Genomic DNA, 21,557 nt, shown 5'->3' with positions numbered 1-21,557 from the left:
TCTTAATTATTTATTAAGGGGGCTTATATTATTAAGCAAATTGATATTATTTATAACGAAATTTAAGAATAAAGGACATTAAAAAAGCCTTATTGATAAATCAATAAGGCTTTTTTAATGTAAAATTTTGGGCTTAAGCTTTTAAATTACGAACCAGTTTACTCTCGGTATTTACAGATTTACCGGCTTGGTCGTAGGTCATTGACGTTGGTGCGCCAATTAATATCTCTTTTAATTGTTTAACACTTAGTTGCGCTTGGCGGGCAGCATGAGCATTAACATTATTTTGTTTTTGGCATTGCGCAAGTTGAGTTTTAACTTGGCTTATTAGCTCAGATATTTCAGGGTTTTGTGAGTCGTTACTGGCAATAAGCTTACTTAGCTCTTTATCTAGAGTGCTTAGCTTAGTTAAAAAAGACATTTTTTGTTGGGTAATTTCTTTTAAACCAGCACCACGTCGTGAAGCAATAGCAGTAAGCTCGTCGTTTAATAGCGTATGCAAAGAATCTAAACAACTTACTTGTTGGTTTAGTTTTACGCTAATTAAACTATTATGATCAGCCATACACGTTAAACTCAAAATCAGCTAAGTTTTTAGCAAGCTTTTCACTGTCCACTTGGTATTTACCTTCAGTTATTGCTTTTTTTAGCTCAGCAACTTTATCGCTATCAAAGCCAGACGATTGCTGTGCTTTATCTTGAAGCGTTTTTAATTGCTGCGCTTGCGGCGTCAAGCTTACAGAGTCACTTGCTGCTTTAGGCGAAGGAGTCTGCGTCGCTTGTGTATTTGCGTTATCTTTTTTTAAATCAACTTGTTGTTGCTTTGCATTTGTTAACGCATTAGCTTGTTGATTACTGCCATTAACTTGATTAACCATAATAATAAACCCGTATATTACCCAACTTATGCCATGTTATCGGCATATACGTAGGATACTTTAGTATAAATCTAAATTAAATATTCACCTGAACAGACTCTACACCATCTACTCGCGCATTTAAAACTTTACCTGATTTTTTGTTTTTTATTTGTATCTGTTCGCCCAAAGTACCGTCTTCTAAAGCAATACCTGTGGTTTTAATTCTAAGGCCTCTAAGGTTAGCGTAAATATTAACAGAGTCACCTTTACACACCATACAAATTTGGTTTAGTAATACTGGCATACCACTTCTAATATTTCGTTTACTTCTGCTGCCTATTAGCATTGTGGGGTCATCTAAGTACTGTATGCGTACAAAGTGAGTTGGTTTCATTTCAATACTTAAATGCGATTTAGTTATTACTTCACCGCGGGTTAAATTAGCAGTGGCAACAACAACTGGAGCCATTTCAACAACTCTTACATGAACGTATTGAGCCCACGTTTGCGCATCATTGCACTTGGCTTGTAAGGTTACTTGGCGGTTAAATGGTGGCTCATCGGATGTTGATAATTCAAGTTCAGTATTACAGACACGATCAGGAATGCGACTATCTAAAGGCAGTGCACTTAATTGAGTATTAGTATTTTGCAATGTACCAATCTGCTTAGCTATATAAGCAACGGCCATGTCTTGTAATAAATCTTTACTAAACACTTTAGCTTGCAAAGGGAATACAAAGCACAAGCTAGTAACAAAATAAAAAACACTGTATCTTCTGATTTTTTTTAACAAACTCATAATGTTTCGACTATGCTTATGGTTTCAAACAGGGTATAAATATTTTGCGTCAAAAAGTAGACGCACCCGCGATGTTATGTAGCTTTATAAATAGAAAGCAATTATCGTTCCGTATTATTTGTTTTCTTTAGGAGATTTGAATGGCAGGCATTTTAGACTCAGTAAACCAACGCACACAGTTGGTTGGGCAGAACCGCCTAGAATTACTTTTATTTAAGCTCAGAGGGCGTCAGCGTTTTGGTATTAATGTATTTAAAGTGAGAGAAGTGCTGCAATGCCCTCCACTAACAAGCATGCCAAAATCTAATCCGTATATTCGTGGTGTTGCACATATTCGTGGTCAAACTATTTCAGTAATTGATTTATCAATGGCTGTAGGTGGGCGCCCAATCGACAACATTAAAGACAGCTTTATAATCATTGCTGAATACAATCGCTCTGTGCAAGGGTTTTTAGTGGGCGGAGTTGAACGTATTGTAAATATGAATTGGGAAAAAATAATGCCACCGCCATCAGGCGCCGGACGTTATTCATATTTAACAGCAGTGACCGAAATCGAAAATGAATTAGTCGAAATTCTCGATGTAGAAAAAATTCTCAACGAAATTTGCCCAGTAAACACAGAAGTAAGTGCTGAAGTTGCACAAAGCGGCGATATTCAAAAAGATTTAGGCGAACGTATCGTATTTATTGCAGATGACTCTGCTGTTGCGCGTAATCAAGTTAAACGTGCCCTAGAGCCGTTAGGCGTGCAAACAGAGCTTGCCAAAAATGGTAAAGAAGCACTTATAAGATTAAAAGAAATAGCAGAGCTTGATTGTAAAAACGATATTACTGAGCGAGTAGCATTACTCATCTCAGACGTTGAAATGCCAGAAATGGACGGCTATACCTTAACAGCTGAAATAAAAGCAGATCCCAAACTTGCACCTTTGCATGTTATTTTGCATACCTCTCTGAGTGGTGTTTTTAACCAGGCGATGATTGAAAAAGTCGGGGCAGATGACTTTATTGCTAAATTTAACCCTGACGAATTAGCAACAGCGGTTAAAAAGTGGGTTCATTGTGATTAACAAAAATAGGTGCTACTAACTTGAATAATAAAGATTTGCAGCAAAGTGAATACGACCAGTTTCGTTCGTTTTTAGAGCAGCAATGCGGCATTGTTTTAGGTGAAAACAAACAGTATTTAGTTAAAAGCCGACTTGCTCCGTTAATGACTCGATTTAATGTGGGATCTTTATCGGAGTTGGTTAGTAAAACTCTCGGGCCTCACGAGCGGCAATTAAGAGCCGCTGTGGTTGATGCAATGACCACAAACGAAACGTTGTGGTTTAGAGATCAATACCCGTTTGAGTTGCTCCAAAATAAGCTTTTTCCTGAGTTTAAAGACTTAAGAAGGCCTTTAAAAATTTGGTCTGCTGCCAGCTCATCAGGACAAGAACCCTATTCAATAGCTATGTCAGTAGCTGAATTTAATACTAAGCAACCTGGTGTGCTTCGTATGGGTGCACAAATTATTGGTACCGACATATCTAATACCATGCTTGATATGTGTAAAAATGCAGAATATGACGCGCTTGCACTTGCCAGAGGGTTATCTGCAGAGCGTCGTAAAAAGTTTTTTAAAGACAGCGGCAATGGTATGGCACAAGTAAACGATACAATAAAAAAACAAGTTAGTTTTAGGCACCTGAATTTGCTTGATTCTTACGCGTTAATGGGCAAATTTGATATTATTTTTTGCCGTAATGTACTTATTTACTTTGCGCCTGAAATAAAAGCTAAAATTATTAATCAGTTTGCACAAGCATTAAACCCAAAAGGGTACTTATTTTTAGGAGCGTCAGAGTCCTTGACTGGCTTAAGTACTGAGTTCGATATGGTTAGATGCAACCCCGGTATCATTTACCAAAAGAAATAATTAAGTTAATTCATTTCCCTAAAACGACGCACCAAGCGTCGTTTTTCTATTTAGATACATAGTCTTATAAAAATATAACACTTCCTAATATTAATGGCTTATTTTTTGCTTTATTCATGGGTAAGTCAATTTTTTGGAGAAGGTTATGGCTATCAGTTTTGATAAAGCATTAGGTGTGCATCCGCAAGCCATGTTGATCCGTTCACAGCGAGCAGAATTAATTGCAACTAATATAGCTAACGCTGATACGCCTGGCTATAAAGCAAAAGATATAGACTTTGCCTCAGCTTTAAAAGCGGCAAGGTCAACCCAGCAAAGCGGCAATACTATGGTAAGAACTAATGATAAACACATTGGTGGAGGTACTCATAGTATGGGCAGTTCAGAATCATTTCGTTTGCCAAATCAATCAGATACAGGCGATGGTAACTCGGTTGATATACAAGTGGAACGAAACTTGTATACACAGAATGCTATGGAGTATCAGGCCAGCTTGCAATTTTTAAGCGGCAGATTCAAAGGTCTGAATAAAGCTCTCGGTAGTCAAGGATAAAAATTATGAGTTTATATAATGTTTTCGATATTGCAGGTTCGGGTATGAGCGCACAAAACGTTCGCTTAAATACTACAGCTAGTAATATTTCTAATGCTAATACCATTAGTTCATCTCAAGACAAAACGTACCGAGCGCGCCAACCTGTATTTGCGGCTGAGCTAACAAAAGCTTCAGCATCAGCAAGTAACCAGCAGGGCTCCGCAGTTGGTGTTAAAGTTTTGGGCATTGTTGAAAGTAATGCACCATTACAAATTGAATATAACCCAAATCATCCAAGTGCGGATGAAAATGGCTATATCTATAAACCCAACGTTAATGTTGTAGAGGAGATGGCAAATATGATTTCTGCCTCTCGTTCTTACCAAACAAACGTGCAAGTTGCTGATGCAGCAAAGCAAATGCTAAGTAAAACACTGTTGCTAGGGCAGCGGTAACCGAGGGTAGGTTATGAGTAACGATATTAGTACATCTTCATCCTATTTAGACTCTATACGCTGGCAAGAGCAACAAGTTGCTACCAGTGATACTGAGAGTGATGCGTTAACACAAGAAGACTTTTTCTCTTTGTTAACTCAGCAATTATCGTTTCAAGATCCCAGTAACCCTGCGGATAACGATCAAATGATTGCTCAAATGACGAGCTTTACAATGGCGCAAGGGATCAGCGATTTAAATTCAAATTTTGATAGCTTAGCGTCATCTATGACATCAAATTCAGCATTGCAAGCATCAACACTTGTTGGCAAGCAAGCTTTACTTGAGTCAAACACCCTGGATTTAAATGAAACGGGTGATGCCAGAGGCTCTGCAGTGGCAGAAGAAGCCGTTGATAACTTAAAAATTAAAGTGACAGATGCATCAGGTCAACTAGTGAGAACTATTGATATGGGTTCTCAATCAGCAGGTGCAGTACGTTTTGCGTGGGATGGCAAAAATGAAGCCGGTGAGCGTTTACCTGAAGGTGAATACTCAGTAACCGCCGAAGGAAGTACTGACGGCGAATTTTCAAGCTTGCCCATTGCTACATTCAAGAACATTGAAAGCGTTAATATTAATGGCTCAAGTGGCATTATTATTAACACTAAAGAAGGTGCGGTTAGGCTGACAGATGTAGCAGAAATCGCGTAATAAATTTTAGTATTTTTCGCCTGCTAGCAGGCCACAGACTAACAGGTTAGAGGTGAATTATGAGCTTCAATATTGCATTAACCGGCCTTGCTGCCGCGCAAAAAGATTTAGACGTAACGGCAAATAATATTGCAAACGTTAATACCACAGGTTTTAAAGAGTCACGCGCTGAGTTTGCCGATGTTTACGCTTCATCAGTATTTAGCTCTGGTAAGACTAAAAATGGTGACGGTGTGCAAACAACCATGGTTGCGCAGCAGTTTCATCAAGGCTCACTACAATTTACAAATAACTCACTTGATTTAGCAATCACTGGTGAAGGTTATTTTGCGATGACCGATGATTTATCTTCGCAAGATTTAACATATACACGTGCAGGTGCATTTAAGCTTAACCAAGATAACTTTATGGTTGACGCAAAAGGTAACTTTTTACAAGCATTCCCAGTTGATTCATCTACAGGTGATACAACGTCGGTAAGTTTGAGCACAACTGATCCAATTCAAATCCCTGATTCGTCTGGTTCTCCTCGCGCAACAGAAAATGTATTTTTGTCGTTTAATTTAGATGCAACGGCGGATCCATCAGGTCTAGATTTTGACCCTGCTTCTAGTGGTACTTATAACTCATCTACGTCAACAACGGTATATGATTCACTAGGTGAACCACATATTTTACAATACTTTTTTGCTAAAGAAGATGATGCCGCAGCAGGTGGTACAGATAACAGTTGGGAAGTATACGCAACACTCGATGGCAAAGTAGTTGATGGCACAACTGGTGGAGAACAAACCGCGCCTTATACACCACTGACTACCCTAGGTTTTAACTCAAGTGGTTTACCATCAACAACAGGTGGTGTGGCAAATACAAATACAACTACTTTTGATGAAATACTACTGCCAGCGGGTTCTGGTGCTGGTTTATCAACATTACTAGACAATGGTGCAACTTTCCCAGGTACTGGTATTGAGCTTAACTGGCGCGATGAAAATAACACGGCAGGACGTATCCCAACTCAGTATTCTAGCGGTTTTGAAGTAAAAGCACTCGATCAAGATGGCTCAACAGTTGGTCGTTTAGCCGGAATCGATATAGGAACAGACGGTAAAATTGTCGCTTCTTACAGTAATGGTGACTCAACATTCCTAGGCCAAGTGGCTATGGTACGTTTTCCAAATTCACAAGGGTTATCACAAGTGGGTGATACAAGCTGGAAGCAAAGTATTGATTCAGGTGAACCTGTAGCGGGTGAAGCTGGTTCGGGTACGTTTGGTGGAATTAACTCATCAGCACTTGAGCAATCAAATACTAACCTTACTAATGAGCTTGTAGACTTAATTACTGCACAGCGTAATTACCAAGCAAACTCACGTGCGCTTGAAGTTAACTCAACTATTCAGCAAAGTATTTTGCAGATTCGATAAGCTAAACCCTATTAAATATATTAGGCTGCATTTTTGCAGCCTTTTTTATAAGTCCTCTTTGCAAGCCCTTCTAAATACCTCTCAATGTTGCGTCAAATTTAATCTGGCATCTATTTTGCATTTGTAAGTTCAGAGATTTTTTATGTGAGTCGATACTATGGACAAAATGGTCTACATTGCGGCCTCTGGCGCTAAGCAAAGCCTACAAGGGCTTGCTTTAAAAGCCAATAATTTGGCAAATGCAAATACAACGGGTTTTAAAGCTGACTTTGCGCAGGCGCGTTCTATGCAAGCGTTTGGCGAAGGTTTGCCTACACGTGTATTTTCAATGCAAGAGCGTCCGGGTTCTAACATGGTATCGGGTGGCATTGTTCAAACCGGGCGAGACTTAGATATCGCGATGAGCGATAACGCATGGCTTGCTGTGCAAGATGCCTCCGGTAATGAAGCTTACACAAAAGTGGGTACGTTAAACGTTACTGCTCAAGGCATGCTCGTAACCAGTCATGGTCGTCAAGTTATTGGCGAAGGGGGACCTGTTATTTTACCTGTCCCAGTCGAAAAAATAGGGTTTAGCCAAGATGGCGCTATTCAAGTTCGACCACAAGGCGCTCCCGCTAACTTTTTAGAAGAAATAGACACGCTTAGAGTAGTAGAAGCAAATAGCTCACAGCTCGAAAAAGGTAACGATGGTTTATTTAGACCAAAAGCAAATGTAACAGTAGATACCTCTGCCAATGTAAAAGTTTTAAGTGGTTCGCTTGAAATGTCTAATGTGAACCCTGTTCACGAAATGGTCGACATGATAAGCCACCAGCGCCAATTTGAATTACAAGTGAAATTAATGAAAACAGCTGAAGAAATTGACGAGCGTCAAGATCAGTTATTACGCATAGTTTAACTTTAAAGTGAGGACACGATTATGAATCCAGCATTGTGGATCAGTAAAACTGGGCTAGACGCTCAACAAACCGATATATCGGTTATCTCAAATAATTTAGCGAATGCGAGTACCGTAGGCTATAAAAAAAGCCGCGCTATATTTGAAGATTTACTTTATCAAAATATTAATCAACCAGGTGGTCGTTCATCGCAAGATACCGAAATGCCATCGGGCTTAATGTTAGGTGCGGGTGCTAAAGTTGTAGCTAACCAAAAAGAGTTTACGCAAGGCAACATGTTGACCACCGAAAACTCACTAGATTGGATGATTTCTGGTGAAGGTTTTTTTGAAGTACTGCAACCAGATGGCAATATTGCTTACTCGCGCAATGGTCAGTTTACTACCGATGGCGATGGACGAATTGTAACATCGGGCGCAGGTTACGTTATTCAGCCAGAAATGAATGTACCTGATGACGCGCAATCAATTACGGTTTCGCAAGACGGCGAAGTATCTGTACGTGTTGCAGGCCAAGCTGATAACGTGGTCATTGGTCAGCTTACTATTAGTGATTTTATTAATCCGTCGGGCCTTGAGCCAATCGGTCAAAATCTTTATACCGAAACCGCTGTAAGTGGTGCGCCGGTACAAGGTAATCCTGGTGTTGAAGGGTTAGGTAGCATTATTCAAGGCTCACTCGAAACTTCAAACGTAAATGTAACTGAAGAGCTCGTAAACCTAATTGAAACTCAGCGTATTTACGAAATGAACTCAAAAGTAATTTCGGCCGTTGACGAAATGATGAGTTATATCAATCAACAGCTTTAATAGAGTAGGGGGAATTATGCGTAATATTATTTTATTTACAGCGGGCACATTATTTTTAAGTGGCTGTATGTCTACGCAAAATAGTGAAGTAGTGCAGGACGACCCTTACTACGCACCTATGTACCCCGAGCCTATTTTAGAGCCGCTGGTAGCCACAGGTTCATTGTTTAATACTCATACATCAAACGACTTATATTCTGATAAAAAAGCGCTACGTACTGGCGATATAATTACGGTTAAATTGCAAGAGTCTACTCAAGCAACAAAAGCCGCTAAAACAGAAACAGACAAAGAAACCGACGCAAGCTTAGACCCCGTTATTGGATTAGGTGGTCTACCTGTAAATATAGGTGGCGATAGTATTCAGTTTGGTATTGGTAGCGATTCGTCGTTTACGGGCGACTCAAAATCAAACCAGTCAAACAGCTTAGTGGGTGATATTTCGGTTAATGTAATGCGCGTTTTACCTAACGGTAATTTAGTTATACGCGGCGAAAAATGGCTAACGCTTAATACCGGTGAGGAGTTTATTCGTTTAGAAGGGCTAGTACGCCCTCAAGACGTAAGCGCCGATAATACGGTTGAATCAAACCGTATTGCTAATGCACGCATTCAATACTCAGGTAAAGGGCAAACGCAAGAAGCGCAAAGTCCTGGTTGGCTTACACGTTTCTTTAGCAGTTCGCTGTTTCCATTTTAGAGGGTAACAACATGAATAGCCTTAAAGCTTTATGTTTAGTTGTGTTATTAGGTTGGCAGTTTACTGCCAGTGCTGAGCGCATAAAAGATGTGTCTATGGTTGAAGGCGTACGCTCTAACCAATTAGTTGGTTATGGCTTAGTGGTTGGTTTACCAGGCACTGGCGAGCAAAACTCATACACACAACAAAGTTTTAGAGGCATGTTGAACAGCTTTGGTATTACGCTACCTTCAACTCAAAGTCCTAAAATTAAAAATGTTGCCGCTGTTGCTGTGCATGCAGAATTACCTGCATTTAGAAAGCCCGGACAAACAATAGATATTACGGTTTCTTCTATTGGTAGTGCAGGCAGTTTACGTGGCGGTACTTTACTACAAACCTTTTTAAAGGGTGTAGACGGTAACGTGTACGCTATTGCACAAGGTAGCTTAATTGTCGGTGGCTTAGGCGCACAAGGTCTTGATGGTAGTAAGGTTGTAATTAACACCCCTACAGTTGGTCGTATACCAAATGGCGCAACAGTTGAACGCACTGTAGAAAGCCCATTTATGCAAGGCGATTACATTACCTTCAACTTAAACCGCCCAGACTTTACAACGGCAAAACGCCTAGAAAAAACAATTAATGACTTAGTTGGCCCAAATAGCGCACAAGCAATAGATTCTGTTTCTATTCGTGTTATAGCGCCACGCGATGCATCCCAGCGTGTATCGTACTTATCGACACTCGAAAACTTAGAATTTAAACCAGCTGATATGGCCGCTAAAATTATAGTTAACTCGCGTACCGGTACAATTGTCATTGGCAAAAACGTTAAGCTTCAGCCTGCGGCTATAACTCATGGTGGCTTAACAGTAACAATTGCAGAACAACAAAATGTGTCACAACCAAACCCGCTAGCAAACGGTGATACAGTTGTCACACAGCAAAGTATTATTGATGTAAACCAAGACGACTCGCGCGCCTTTGTATTTAATCCAGGTGTAAGCCTTGACGATTTAGTTCGCGCAATTAACGAAGTAGGCGCAGCGCCTGGTGACTTAATGGCTATTTTAGAAGCACTAAAAGAAGCCGGCGCAATTAACGGGCAGTTAGTTGTTATATAAATAACCCAAGCCAATAAATAACGTATTACTTAAGCCCTATTTTTTGAAACTAGGGCTTTTTATTTACAACAACTTAAGTTTATTATTTTTATCTTCCTCGTTTTATCGGTAGTGGCTCAATTTTTGCATTTTTAACTGCATTATTCATTTTGTGTCAAAAAGCCGATGGAAACTAACCACCTCGATAAGCAAAACTTTTTTGATTTAGGCAACTTAGATTCACTTCGTAAAGAAGCCTTAACCAGTGGCGATGCATCAACTGATGCCTCTAAAGCTGCGCTCAAAAAAGCGGCCGCACAATTTGAAGCTATTTTTACGCAAATGTTGCTCAAAGGAATGCGCAAAGCTAACGAAGCATTTGAAGACAAAGACAGCCCATTTAATTCAAGTGGCGTAAAGTTTTTTGAAGAAATGCACGATCAGCAACTTTCAACAGAGCTTTCATCAAATGGCTCGTTAGGCCTTGCCGATTTAATTGTTCAGCAGTTATCGCCTGAGTCTAAAAACTTTATGCCAGGCTCGGTGCTTAGAACAACCAACGATATTTTTAGCGATACGCAAGTCGGCTCAGCTCTTCCTCATGAGCAAAAAAATAAGCAACCCGATCTTATCGTTAATAACACTAAAGCCGATATTGCTGAGCCTAAGGTTAATACTGCAGAGTCTAAAACCGATAGCCCAACATTTAAAAATGCAGAAGAGTTTATAAGTTCAGTGTGGGAACACGCTAAAACTGCAGCGCAAAAAATTGGTTTAAACCCAGCGGTAATGGTTGCACAAGCGGCACTTGAAACCGGTTGGGGTAAGCACATTATTAATAAAAGTGACGGTGGTAGCTCAAATAACTTATTTAATATTAAGTCAGATAATAGCTGGGAAGGCGATAAAGCAAGCAAAGTAACGCTTGAGTTTGAGCAAGGTACACCCGTTAAAAAACAAGCCAGCTTTAGAGCCTACGATTCAATTAAAGATAGCGTGAACGACTTCGTTGATTTTTTAACGCAAAACCCACGCTACAAAGAAGCATTACAAAATACAGCAAAACCAAATGACTTTTTAGATTCATTACAAAAAGCAGGTTATGCAACCGATCCAAATTATGCCAGCAAAATAAAAAAAGTGCTCAATAGCAGTCAGCTAAAAGACATTGCGGCAAACGTGATCCGCCAAGGAGTAGAGTAACATGTCGTTTAATTTATTAAACATTGCCAGTTCTGGGGTTAGAGCAAGCTCGGAGCTACTGCAAACGACAAGTAAAAATATCGCCAATGTAAATACCGTAGGCTATGTGCGTGAGCGTACAGAGTTTACCACTATGGTTGATAACCAAGTGGGGCGAGGCGAAACATACCGATTACTAAACGAGTTTGCTCAGTCACAGCTAAATCGTGACACCTCTAATAAATCGTTTTTCGATCAGTTTATTACTGAGGCAAATAGAGTTGATACTATTTTTTCTGAAGAGTCGAACAACCTTTCGACCGGAATTAACTCTTTATTTAATAACGTGCAAGAAGCGCTAAATCAGCCGTCATCTACCGTTGCCCGCTCATTAGTAATGACAGATGCGCAAAGCTTAATTGATCAAATGGATAGACTTTCGGGCATCGTGCTTGATCAAAAAAGTGTAGTGAACGAGCAGCTCGAAATATTTTCAGATGAAGCAAACTCACTAATTCAAAGTATTAGCACGCTAAATCAAAATATTGCAGCAGTTAATGGCACTAATAACGCCGCAGATGCGAGCTCTACCTATAACGAACGCGATAAAGCAATACGCGACTTATCAGAGCTAATAGACATAGAAACGCTTGATGGTCCAAATGGCGAAAAACTCGTTTTTATGGGCACAGGCGAAGCGGTTGTTATGCAAAATGGCGCATTTAACTTATTTTCGATGACAGGCGACCCCGATCCTAATTTTAAAGAATTCACGCTTGACGTTAATGGTGGCAAAGCAGTGCCGCTTGAAGTTGATGTAAGTAAGCTTAAAGGAAAAATTGGCGGCTTACTTGCTTTTAGAGATGACATATTAGTCCCTGCGCAAAACCAAATTGGTCAAATGGGCTTAGCGATAGCTGATGCATTTAACGAACAAAACAAATTGGGTATGGATGCAACAGGTCAGCTAGGGGGTAATATTTTTAATATTCCTACCGTTGGCGCTTATGCGTATCAAGCTAACACAGGTACAGCCGGTATGACTGCAACGGTAGAGCCAGGTAAGGGCAGTGAACTCCCTGCCAGTGACTTTATTATTACCTATACAGGCAATGCTAATGAAGTAAGTATTCAGCCTATAGATAACAAAGGGGAGCCGCTGGGGCAGCCTTCACTTGCTGATATATCGACAGGTGTTATTGATTCATCGACTATAACCTCAGGCGAATCATTTGGCCTTCAAGTGAATGTATCTGGGGCAGGTGTTGAAGGCGATCAGTTTCAAATAAAGCTTAATTCAGATGCCGCTTCAAGTATTACACTTGCAACAGGGCGCGCAGAAGATTTAGCACTAGCATCGCCAATTCGTACTGCTAACGATTTAAATAATATAGGTACCGCTACTATTTCAGCGGGAGAAGTAACAAATGTTACCTCCGGTGGATTTACTTCAACACCAAGCTTAACAAACGGTGAAATAACACTTGTTAAAACAGATAATGCTAACGAATATCAAATTACAGATAATAGCGGAACGAGTACGTTTACTATTACGCCTCCAGCAAAAGGAATGTTATCGCAAGCGGGTGCCCCATTCGATACCTACGGATTCGATTTTGATATAGAAGGTACACCAGCAACAGGCGACACCTTTACACTTGAGTTTAACGAAGGCGGCTTTGATGATAACCGTAATGGTTTAAAATTAGCTGATTTACAAAATGGTGAGTTAGTCCGTTTAAATGTAGAAACAACAGTAACGGCCGACAACCATAAAACCTTTAACCAAGCTTATTCAGGATTAGTGAGTGATATAGGTGTGATAACTGGCCAAGCAATCACAAGTGGGGCTGCATTTGATGCTCTAGCACAGCAATCTGAGGCATGGTACGAGTCGTTATCGGGTGTAAACCTTGATGAAGAGGCCGCAAATTTACTGCGTTTTCAACAATCATATTCAGCATCAGCACAAGTTTTAGCAGCAGCTCAAGAAATTTTTGACACCTTATTAAATGCGGCGAGGTAATTATGCGTTTATCAAATAATTTAATGTACCAAAACAACATAAATAAAATACTCGACAACCAACAAGGTGTTGCAAATGCTCAAGAGCGAGTAACAACAGGTGAAAAGTATTTAACCACCTCAGAAGCGCCAGCTGCTATTTCGCAAGCTATGCTGTATTCAAATAAAATACAAACTAATGAGCAATACACTAAAAATATCGACCAGCTTAGTAATAGATTAAATAGTGAAGAAACTATATTAGAAAGTATTAACTATGCTATACAAAAAGCACAAACATTAACAATTCAAGCAGGTAACGGAGCATTAAGTAAGTCTGATTTAAGTTCTATAGCTTCAGAATTAGAAGGGATACAAAGTAGTATACTTGACCTAATGAATACCCGTTTAGAAGATGGGAAATTTATATTTTCAGGTTACCAAGACAATACGCAACCATATCAGTTTGACTCAGTTGCAGAAGAATACACTTATAATGGCGACCAAGGTCAGCACCAAATAACTATAGCTGAAGGTGTATCAATTAAATCAAGCGATAACGGCTTTGATACGTTTGAAAAGGTTGATGCGCGGTTAAACGTAAAATCTAACACGGCAAGTGTTTCAGGCTCTATTACAGCGGCAAGTGTATATGTTGACGGCCAAGCTGAGTTTGATAAATTTCATCAAGCAAATTACAACGCAGACCCAGCAGCTTCGGCAACAGCAAATACATATAGTGTATTAGTAAGCCCAGGTGCTACAGCAACAGATCCACAAACCTACGAAATATACCGAGACGGCGCAGCACTAACCCCCGCAGTAACTGGCGAAGTTAACGATGATACAATTGAATACGCAGGTATGACGATTGAATTAGAAGGCAGTGCGCCTGGACAGCTAGATATTAGCCTTGAAAAACCAGGCAAAGAAAATGTACTTAATACATTACAAGCACTTATTGCAGGCCTTAACGATGGCACACTTGAAGGTGAAGACTTTCAACAAGTACTTGCTGATGGAGTTGTACAACTGCAGAATGCAGGTGAACAAGTTGTATTTACCCAAGCAAATTTAGGCGGGCGGCTAAATGTAGTCGATAGAATTACAGCTTCAAACTTGTCGATTGACATACAAAATAAAAGTAATCGCTCTAACTTAGTAGAAGTTGATATGGTTGAAGCAATTAGCGAATTGACTAAGCAAGAAACTGCATTGCAAGCATCGCAGGCAACTTTTGGGCGTTTATCCAACCTTTCATTATTTGATTATTTGTAAATTCCGTTATTAGAGTTATTAGCTTACTAAAAGGTAATAACTTGCCTCCTCGCATATAGAAATAAGTGAAAGTGAGCGGCAAAAATATGTCACTTACTAATAACTCCCTTATAAAAATATGTTAATTCAAATTCATTCTACTGCCTGTCCGGATATATCAATTAAAAACAGTTACTTAAGTTTTTTTGTTAGTTGGCATGACTCATGCATTTAAATTAACAAAGATAAACTACAAATAGTGGTTCCTGCTTAAAGCATATAGAACCGCACCTTAACACTAGGAGATGGTAAAATGGCCTTAACAGTAAACTCAAATATTGCTTCGATAAACTCTCAAAGAAATCTAGCAAACTCAACGAATGACCTTAGTACTTCGTTTGAAAGACTATCATCGGGTTTGCGTGTAAACAGCGCAAAAGATGATGCCGCTGGTTTGCAGATTGGTTCTCGTTTAACTACTCAGGTAAATGGCTTAAATCAGGCTGCTAGAAATGCAAACGACGGTATATCAATATCACAAACGGCTGAAGGAGCTTTAGATGAAACAACAAGTATGTTGCAACGTATGCGTGTTTTATCAATTCAATCAGCTAACGGTTCTAATAGCGATGATGATAGAGCTGCGCTGCAAAAAGAGTTCCTCCAATTAAAAGAAGAAATAGACAGAATAGCTGAAACAACGACATTTGGTGGAGTAAACGTTCTAAATGGTACTTATTCTGCTGAGTTTCAGGTTGGTGCAGATGCAAACCAAACCATTTCAGTTTCAATTGCTACAAGTATGGGGGCTACAGGATTGGGAGTTAACGCTGACACTATCTCGACAGCGGCCGGAGCACAAATAGCGATTGATAGTATAGATGACGCATTAAAAATTGTTAATGATGTTAGGGCTGATTTAGGTGCCAAACAAAATCGTTTTAGTTCTACAATTCGAAATTTAAGTAATGTTGCAGAGAACGTATCGGCTTCTAGATCGCGCATTATGGATGCCGATTTTGCTGCGGAAAGTGCTAGCTTGGCTCGAAATCAAGTATTGCAACAAGCATCAAGTACTATACTTGCTCAGGCAAATCAGCAGCCTCAGATTGCATTATCATTATTACAGTAACCATTGTCTTCTAATTAAAGCTAGGTTTTACCTAGCTTTAAAGCTTTAGAAGATAAAAATAAAAAATAAAGCTAAAAAACATTAAAGTAAATAAATCTAGCGCCGATAACTTAATTGAATCAGGAATCACAGAGCAAAATACGTTTAACGTTAAGCTTGATTCCCATCTAGTTAAATTATTAGGAGGCTATCATGGCTTTAAGCGTAAATACAAATGTAATGTCATTAAACTCACAACGTAACTTATCAAACTCTACAAACGATTTATCTACGTCATTCCAGCGTCTATCTTCTGGTTTACGTGTAAACAGCTCTGCTGATGATGCAGCTGGTTTACAAATAGGTTCTCGCTTAGAGTCTCAAATGAAAGGGTTAGACCAAGCGGCGCGTAATGCAAATGATGGTATTTCAATAGCTCAAACTGCTGAGGGAGCGTTAGATGAAACAACAAATATGTTACAACGTATGCGTGTATTGTCTATCCAATCAGCTAACGGCTCTAATAGCGCTGATGATAGAGCCTCTCTTCAAAAAGAGTTTACTCAATTAAATGAAGAAATCACTCGAGTTGCAAGTACTACAACATTTGCAGGTGTTAAAGTGTTAGATGGTAGTTATGGGGTTGAATTTCAAGTTGGAGCTGATGCAAGCCAAACTATTTCAGTTGCAATTGCTACAAGTATGGGAGCAAACGGATTAGGTACTGATACTTTGAGTATAGGTAATGCGTCTACTTCACAGCTTGCTATAGATGGTATAGACGCAGCTCTGAAAACGGTTAATGATGTACGAGCTGATCTAGGTGCAAAACAAAACCGTTTTAGCTCAACGATTCGCAATTTGTCTAATGTATCTGAAAATGTTGCAGCTTCACGATCTCGCATTATGGATGCTGATTTTGCAGCGGAAAGTGCCAGTCTTGCTCGAAACCAAGTTTTACAGCAGGCATCAAGCTCTATGTTAGCGCAAGCTAACCAACAACCACAGATTGCTTTGTCTCTTTTATAAAAAAAGCTTATTTAAGAAAAGCTTTGTATACTGGAGATATCTGGTAGACAAAGCTTTTTTTTTGGGAGAAATTAAATGGAGTCAAATAGCGCTGATTTAAACAAACAGAACTTAAATATCAATTTAACTTCTGTTTTAAGTGAAGGGCGGCAACTCACTTTAAATGCCAGTGATGAAAAATTAGAACAAGAGGTTCAAGTTAGTCCTAGAGAACTTATTTCGTTACAAAGTTTGCAGGAGTCAGTTTTAAAAATAGAATCACTATCTCAACTTCAATCTAAACAGTTTAAGTTTAACATTCATGAAGAATCTAAAAAATCATTTGTTGTAGTGACCGATTCTGAAACAAATGAAATTATACGTCAAATACCAAGTGAAGAAGTGCTGGAGCTAGCAAGCAAAATAGACAAATTACAGGAAGAAATTTTTGGAACTTCGCTAGGTTTACTTTTTGACCAAGAAATTTAGGGGCTAAATTATGGCTAGTATTACATCTGCAGGGGTAGGTTCAGGTTTAGATCTTGAGTCTATAATTGAAGTAACTATTCAAGCTGAAAGCGCAGTTAAGACAAACCAACTCAACGCTCGTGAAATAAATTACACAACAGAGCTATCAGGTGTTGGAACTTTTAAAGCGGCCCTCGATACATTTAATGATGCACTTGCTAAACTTGGCGATGATGAAACGTACAATTCTAGGCTTGTATCATTTGGTAATGGTTTAGAGGAGTCAGAGCAAGCATTTGAAGTAGAAGTAGGCAGCTCTATGCAATCTGGAGACTTTTCTGTCGAAGTGTTGCAATTAGCAAAGGGCTCTAAATTACAATCTGTAGCATTAGGTGCTTCCAATAGCACTATTGGCACTGGCAATTTAACGTTTAATGCAGGTGGTTCTGAATTTACAGTAAATATAGAAAGCGCAGATACCCTCGAAGATATAAGAAATAAAATAAATAAAGAAAGTGAAAACTTTGGTGTTAGTGCGAATATAGTAAATAGTGACTCTGGCGCAGTTTTAACATTTAGCTCTTCCATTTCAGGTGACGGTAATACACTTACAGTTACATCAGATGATGATTCACTTGCTGCCATAGCAACGAGTTCTCCTAGTGGCAGTTCAGGCATGGTTATTCAACAACAATCACAGGACGCAAAGGCATTAATTAACGACCAGACTGTAAGTAGCTCCACTAATGAATTAAGTGATAAAATACAAGGTACTACAATAACTCTTAAATCAGTAACTACTCAACCCCAAGAGTTTAGTGTTTCTGTAGATGAAGGAGTTGTAAAAGAGGGTTTGCAAGAGTTTGTTGATGCTTATAATGTTCTTAAAGGGCAGTTAGATACGGTGTCAAATGCTTCATCTGGGTCTTTAGCATCAGACAGTACTGTTAGAACTGTGGAACAACAATTGCAAAGAATGTTTACTAATGATCTAGGTGGTACTACAGAGATACAGTCATTATTAGAAATAGGTATTAACTTTAACCGTGAAGGTGAGATGGAAATATCAACATTAGGTATTGGCACATTACAAAGTGGTGAAGAGTTACTAAATAGTACGATCTCTGATAGGTATAGCTCATTACAAAGCTTTTTTAGCAGTGAGGATGGTCTAGTAAATAAGGTCGATAGCTTAATTGAACTTTACACCGGTAGTGGTGGATCTTTATTAAAAAGAGAAGAAAGTCTTAATGTGTCTTTAGAAAAAGTTGAAACAGACAGAGAAACTTTGAGTGAAAGGCTTATAAACCTTGAAGCATCACTACGAAGCCAGTATGCGTCTTTAGATAGCATAATTGCACAATACCAAACTTCTAGCTCTTATATTTCAAGTATATTAACAAGTGTATCAAGTGATAATTAATAGGAATAATATGAACTTACGTGTAAATACCTATAAAAAAGCTCAAAAAGAACTTTCTCTTTCAGAAGCCAATCCTCATCAAGTTATTCAAATTTTGATGAGAGAATTTTTAACTCAAGTATATCAGGCTAAAGTTTTTATTCAGCGTTCAGATATTGAGTCTAGAAATAATAGTATTAAAAAAGCAATTGGTATTATAGGTGGATTAAAAGGAGGATTAAATTTAAAGCAAGGTGGTGATATAGCTGATAATTTAAATGCTCTTTATGATTATTTAGTTATTAGATTATCAGAAGCGAATACACAAAATTCGATATATATTTTAGATGAGATAAAGGAGTTGTTTTCGCCTATAAAAGAAGCTTGGGATGGTATTACAGAAGAAGATAAACAAAAAGGTTTTGCACTTTTAGAGCAAAGTGGTTCGTAAGTGGATAAGTCTCTCAATTACAAGGCGATGCAGCTTAGTGAGTGCCTAAAAAACTTACTTAAAGATGAGCGCTCTATGACAAAGGCTGAAGACTATAGCGGTTTAGCAGAGGTTATTGAAAAGAAAAACAACTTGTTAGCCGAATTACTTGAGCTATCCAGTAGTCTCGAACCAGAAAGTAAGGCGTTTGTCAGTAAGTTTATGGTACAGCTCCAAGCAGAAACTCAAAAGCATTATGACTTGTTAGGTGATGAAAAAGTAAGGCTGCATATGTTACTTATCTCAATGCAAAAAAAGAAAAAACAGCTAAAAGCTTACTCAATAGTTAAGGAAGCGAGTAATTATGAATGACCTAACATTGGCTATAAATGAAAAGTTAGAAGAACTTGAGCGCTATCAATCATTTTTACAGACACAGATTGAAAATAGAAAAAAATACGAGGTTAAATTAAAAGATTTTATAAGGCCTGATTTTGATTTAGAAAAAATGTTTCAATCTAATATGTTAGCTTTTGAGTCTATTTATCCTGATATTTACAATACTTTTTTAAATTATCAGCTCTCCCGCTTTGAGTTGCATATGGAAGACGGGAAAGTTAATGTTTATGACACTAAAGAAAAAGTAAACCTATATAAACATGATATTTATCAAGATTCATATGTACAGTATTTAAGCTTTCAAGAAAACCCAGTTGTGCTAAAAAATAAGTTTTCTGTCCGCGAAAAAATCAGTGATGGATTTATTCATAGTCATTTTTTAAATGAGCTTGCTATTAATTTAAAACAGCAGAGCGAGCAAAAGAAAAGTAATCGATTACCTAAGGTTTTGCCAACTTTAATGCTAATGGGAATAGGTTGCGGTTATCATATTCACTCTATTTTAAGTGACCATATAGTGAAAAAGCTATATATTTATGAGCCTCATATTGACCTTCTTTATTTAAGCTTATTTTTAACCGATTGGTCACACATTTTTGAGCAGCTTAATGTAAATAACACTGAATTACATTTTAGCGTTGGTGAGTTTGATACTGAACTGGGTATTAGTAAAGAAGTGGAATCGGTGTTTCAACGCTTCGGACGCTTTTTCTCAGGATATAGCTTTTTATATAAACATTATCATGATGACTATCTCGACCGTGTTACTAAGCAACTTTCACAGCAATTTGTTGGTAATATTTTAGGGTTTGGTTTTTATGATGATGCAATTTTGAGTATTGAAAACTTCTCAAAAAACTTTGACGTGCCTTTTCTTAGGCCTGATAGCTTAGAGAAGTTAAAAGATATACCTGTCTTCTTAATTGCTAATGGTCCATCATTAGATAAAGACATACAATGGCTGATTGAGCATCAGGATAACGCAATTATTATAAGTTGTGGCACGGCACTCAGTGCTTTGCATCAATATGGATTAAAGCCAGACTTCCATTGTGAGATGGAGCGCTGCCAAGTAACACATGATGTATTAGCTTCTTTTTACGATAAAGAGTTTTTTAGTGATATTACCCTTTTAGCTTTAAATACTGTTTTACCTTCTGTGTTTGCTATGTTTGAAGATAAAGTGCAGGGCGTGAAATGGGGAGAAGCAAGTAGTAAAATTTTTGTACAAGGTCTAGGGCTGAAAGAAAAACCGGCTTTACTAGTAAATTGTAATCCAACCGTAAGTAATTGTGCGTTGGCTTTTTGTGAAAAAATAGGTTTTACCGATATTACCTTATTTGGTGTTGATATGGGTTATAAGTCTGAGCAGCATCACTCCAAAAACAGTGTGTATTATAAGGGCGACCAAGACTCTGGCTTATATAAACACAAAGCAAAATATAAACTAAAAGGTAATTTTGATCCTGATACCTTTGTAGAAACAGATGAGATATTTAAGTACTCTCACTCTGTACTTGAAAGAACATTAGCGCAAAATCCGCATTTAAAGATAAAAAATTGCAGTGATGGAGCCTGTGTTGAAGGTGCTAAGCCAACTCAGACCGACTCATTAGTTAGTACGCCAATAAAAAATAAAGCAGCACTGTTTTCAAATATAGCTGACAAGATTAAAAGCTCAGAAACTTATACAAATGATGCTTTTGCTGCGATCCACAACGATGTACCGCTGTTTTTAGATTTGTGTAATTTATTTATTGAGCAACTGTCAAGCCAACCGGCTTCTATTAATGCAGTGTTAGAGGTACTAGACGAGCAACTTCGTCGCCTTTCAAGTTTTCATAACACGACGATTAGCTACTTTGATGAGTTGTTACGCGGCACACTTTTACACACTCACTCAATGTTAATAAATTCTTTGTATAGCGACCAGGATGAACAGTTAGCAATAAATAACTATTACACTAGTGCGCAAATAGTTTGCAACTACCTTGAAGCTATAAAAGAAAATTATACTGCTAAGTTTAGTTAGCGCCACTTTAAGAGTTTAGTTTTGTAAAGTTGGTTACAGTTTTTGGGGTTTGCACCCAAAGTGCGACTCTT

Annotated in this window: 23 protein-coding genes; 20 read left to right on the top strand and 3 right to left on the bottom strand. The window is 38.4% G+C overall.

Going from position 1 to position 21,557, the window contains the following annotated elements:
• Positions 1 to 133: 133 nt before the first annotated feature.
• The 3 genes from I6F47_RS00710 to flgA all read right to left on the bottom strand — a co-directional run bounded on the left by I6F47_RS00710 (position 134) and on the right by flgA (position 1,662).
• Positions 134 to 565: a flagella synthesis protein FlgN gene (locus I6F47_RS00710; RefSeq protein WP_024592769.1), complete on the bottom strand. Its 432-nt coding sequence runs from the start codon at positions 563 to 565 to the stop codon at positions 134 to 136.
• Positions 558 to 878 (bottom strand): flagellar biosynthesis anti-sigma factor FlgM, encoded by a 321-nt coding sequence (flgM, locus tag I6F47_RS00705; protein ID WP_007581856.1) that lies wholly within the window; start codon positions 876 to 878, stop codon positions 558 to 560. The genes I6F47_RS00710 and flgM overlap by 8 nt, the downstream gene beginning before the upstream one ends.
• A gap of 76 nt (positions 879 to 954) precedes the next feature.
• Positions 955 to 1,662, bottom strand: a complete 708-nt coding sequence (gene flgA, locus I6F47_RS00700; protein ID WP_007581857.1) for a flagellar basal body P-ring formation chaperone FlgA — start codon at positions 1,660 to 1,662, stop codon at positions 955 to 957.
• Between the two features lie 140 nt (positions 1,663 to 1,802).
• On the opposite strand from flgA, the gene I6F47_RS00695 reads away from it, so the two are divergent.
• The 20 genes from I6F47_RS00695 to I6F47_RS00600 all read left to right on the top strand — a co-directional run bounded on the left by I6F47_RS00695 (position 1,803) and on the right by I6F47_RS00600 (position 21,486).
• The gene (locus I6F47_RS00695; RefSeq protein WP_007581858.1) at positions 1,803 to 2,735 is read left to right on the top strand and encodes a chemotaxis protein CheV; all 933 of its coding nucleotides are present in this window, start codon (positions 1,803 to 1,805) and stop codon (positions 2,733 to 2,735) included.
• A 20-nt stretch (positions 2,736 to 2,755) separates the two neighbouring features.
• The gene (locus I6F47_RS00690; protein WP_007581859.1) at positions 2,756 to 3,586 is read left to right on the top strand and encodes a CheR family methyltransferase; all 831 of its coding nucleotides are present in this window, start codon (positions 2,756 to 2,758) and stop codon (positions 3,584 to 3,586) included.
• 145 nt (positions 3,587 to 3,731) lie between these two features.
• The gene (gene flgB / locus I6F47_RS00685; protein ID WP_010553246.1) at positions 3,732 to 4,139 is read left to right on the top strand and encodes a flagellar basal body rod protein FlgB; all 408 of its coding nucleotides are present in this window, start codon (positions 3,732 to 3,734) and stop codon (positions 4,137 to 4,139) included.
• 5 nt (positions 4,140 to 4,144) lie between these two features.
• The gene (gene flgC / locus I6F47_RS00680; protein ID WP_024595786.1) at positions 4,145 to 4,576 is read left to right on the top strand and encodes a flagellar basal body rod protein FlgC; all 432 of its coding nucleotides are present in this window, start codon (positions 4,145 to 4,147) and stop codon (positions 4,574 to 4,576) included.
• A gap of 13 nt (positions 4,577 to 4,589) precedes the next feature.
• Positions 4,590 to 5,270: a flagellar hook assembly protein FlgD gene (locus I6F47_RS00675; RefSeq protein WP_024595787.1), complete on the top strand. Its 681-nt coding sequence runs from the start codon at positions 4,590 to 4,592 to the stop codon at positions 5,268 to 5,270.
• Between the two features lie 59 nt (positions 5,271 to 5,329).
• Positions 5,330 to 6,697 carry a flagellar hook protein FlgE gene (flgE, locus tag I6F47_RS00670; protein WP_197183154.1) on the top strand — a complete coding sequence of 456 codons (1,368 nt, stop codon included), beginning with the start codon at positions 5,330 to 5,332 and terminating at the stop codon, positions 6,695 to 6,697.
• A 157-nt stretch (positions 6,698 to 6,854) separates the two neighbouring features.
• Positions 6,855 to 7,598, top strand: coding sequence for a flagellar basal body rod protein FlgF (locus I6F47_RS00665; protein WP_007581863.1), 744 nt, complete (start codon positions 6,855 to 6,857; stop codon positions 7,596 to 7,598).
• Positions 7,599 to 7,619: 21 nt separating this feature from the next.
• Positions 7,620 to 8,408, top strand: coding sequence for a flagellar basal-body rod protein FlgG (gene flgG, locus I6F47_RS00660; RefSeq protein WP_002959420.1), 789 nt, complete (start codon positions 7,620 to 7,622; stop codon positions 8,406 to 8,408).
• Positions 8,409 to 8,424: 16 nt separating this feature from the next.
• Positions 8,425 to 9,108, top strand: a complete 684-nt coding sequence (flgH, locus tag I6F47_RS00655) for a flagellar basal body L-ring protein FlgH (protein WP_010553251.1) — start codon at positions 8,425 to 8,427, stop codon at positions 9,106 to 9,108.
• 11 nt (positions 9,109 to 9,119) lie between these two features.
• Positions 9,120 to 10,214 (top strand): flagellar basal body P-ring protein FlgI, encoded by a 1,095-nt coding sequence (locus I6F47_RS00650; RefSeq protein ID WP_024592771.1) that lies wholly within the window; start codon positions 9,120 to 9,122, stop codon positions 10,212 to 10,214.
• A gap of 165 nt (positions 10,215 to 10,379) precedes the next feature.
• Positions 10,380 to 11,396 carry a flagellar assembly peptidoglycan hydrolase FlgJ gene (gene flgJ / locus I6F47_RS00645; RefSeq protein WP_197183153.1) on the top strand — a complete coding sequence of 339 codons (1,017 nt, stop codon included), beginning with the start codon at positions 10,380 to 10,382 and terminating at the stop codon, positions 11,394 to 11,396.
• Between the two features lies 1 nt (position 11,397).
• Complete coding sequence (gene flgK, locus I6F47_RS00640) at positions 11,398 to 13,401, top strand: flagellar hook-associated protein FlgK (RefSeq protein WP_197183152.1); 2,004 nt, start codon at positions 11,398 to 11,400, stop codon at positions 13,399 to 13,401.
• A 2-nt stretch (positions 13,402 to 13,403) separates the two neighbouring features.
• Positions 13,404 to 14,657, top strand: a complete 1,254-nt coding sequence (flgL, locus tag I6F47_RS00635; RefSeq protein ID WP_197183151.1) for a flagellar hook-associated protein FlgL — start codon at positions 13,404 to 13,406, stop codon at positions 14,655 to 14,657.
• Between the two features lie 292 nt (positions 14,658 to 14,949).
• Positions 14,950 to 15,768, top strand: a complete 819-nt coding sequence (locus I6F47_RS00630; RefSeq protein ID WP_197183150.1) for a flagellin N-terminal helical domain-containing protein — start codon at positions 14,950 to 14,952, stop codon at positions 15,766 to 15,768.
• A 192-nt stretch (positions 15,769 to 15,960) separates the two neighbouring features.
• Positions 15,961 to 16,776 carry a flagellin N-terminal helical domain-containing protein gene (locus I6F47_RS00625; protein ID WP_024594800.1) on the top strand — a complete coding sequence of 272 codons (816 nt, stop codon included), beginning with the start codon at positions 15,961 to 15,963 and terminating at the stop codon, positions 16,774 to 16,776.
• A gap of 75 nt (positions 16,777 to 16,851) precedes the next feature.
• Complete coding sequence (locus tag I6F47_RS00620) at positions 16,852 to 17,244, top strand: flagellar protein FlaG (RefSeq protein ID WP_197183149.1); 393 nt, start codon at positions 16,852 to 16,854, stop codon at positions 17,242 to 17,244.
• 10 nt (positions 17,245 to 17,254) lie between these two features.
• Positions 17,255 to 18,646, top strand: a complete 1,392-nt coding sequence (gene fliD, locus I6F47_RS00615; protein WP_197183148.1) for a flagellar filament capping protein FliD — start codon at positions 17,255 to 17,257, stop codon at positions 18,644 to 18,646.
• A gap of 10 nt (positions 18,647 to 18,656) precedes the next feature.
• Positions 18,657 to 19,076: a flagellar export chaperone FliS gene (gene fliS / locus I6F47_RS00610; protein ID WP_197183147.1), complete on the top strand. Its 420-nt coding sequence runs from the start codon at positions 18,657 to 18,659 to the stop codon at positions 19,074 to 19,076.
• Positions 19,077 to 19,151: 75 nt separating this feature from the next.
• Positions 19,152 to 19,427 (top strand): hypothetical protein, encoded by a 276-nt coding sequence (locus tag I6F47_RS00605; RefSeq protein ID WP_197183146.1) that lies wholly within the window; start codon positions 19,152 to 19,154, stop codon positions 19,425 to 19,427.
• Positions 19,420 to 21,486 (top strand): motility associated factor glycosyltransferase family protein, encoded by a 2,067-nt coding sequence (locus I6F47_RS00600; protein ID WP_197183145.1) that lies wholly within the window; start codon positions 19,420 to 19,422, stop codon positions 21,484 to 21,486. The genes I6F47_RS00605 and I6F47_RS00600 overlap by 8 nt, the downstream gene beginning before the upstream one ends.
• Positions 21,487 to 21,557: the final 71 nt, after the last annotated feature.

It is taken from the genome of Pseudoalteromonas sp. NZS37, assembly GCF_015864265.1.
Taxonomy (GTDB): Bacteria; Pseudomonadota; Gammaproteobacteria; order Enterobacterales; family Alteromonadaceae; genus Pseudoalteromonas; species Pseudoalteromonas arctica.
This window is presented reverse-complemented; position numbering and strand designations above follow the sequence as displayed.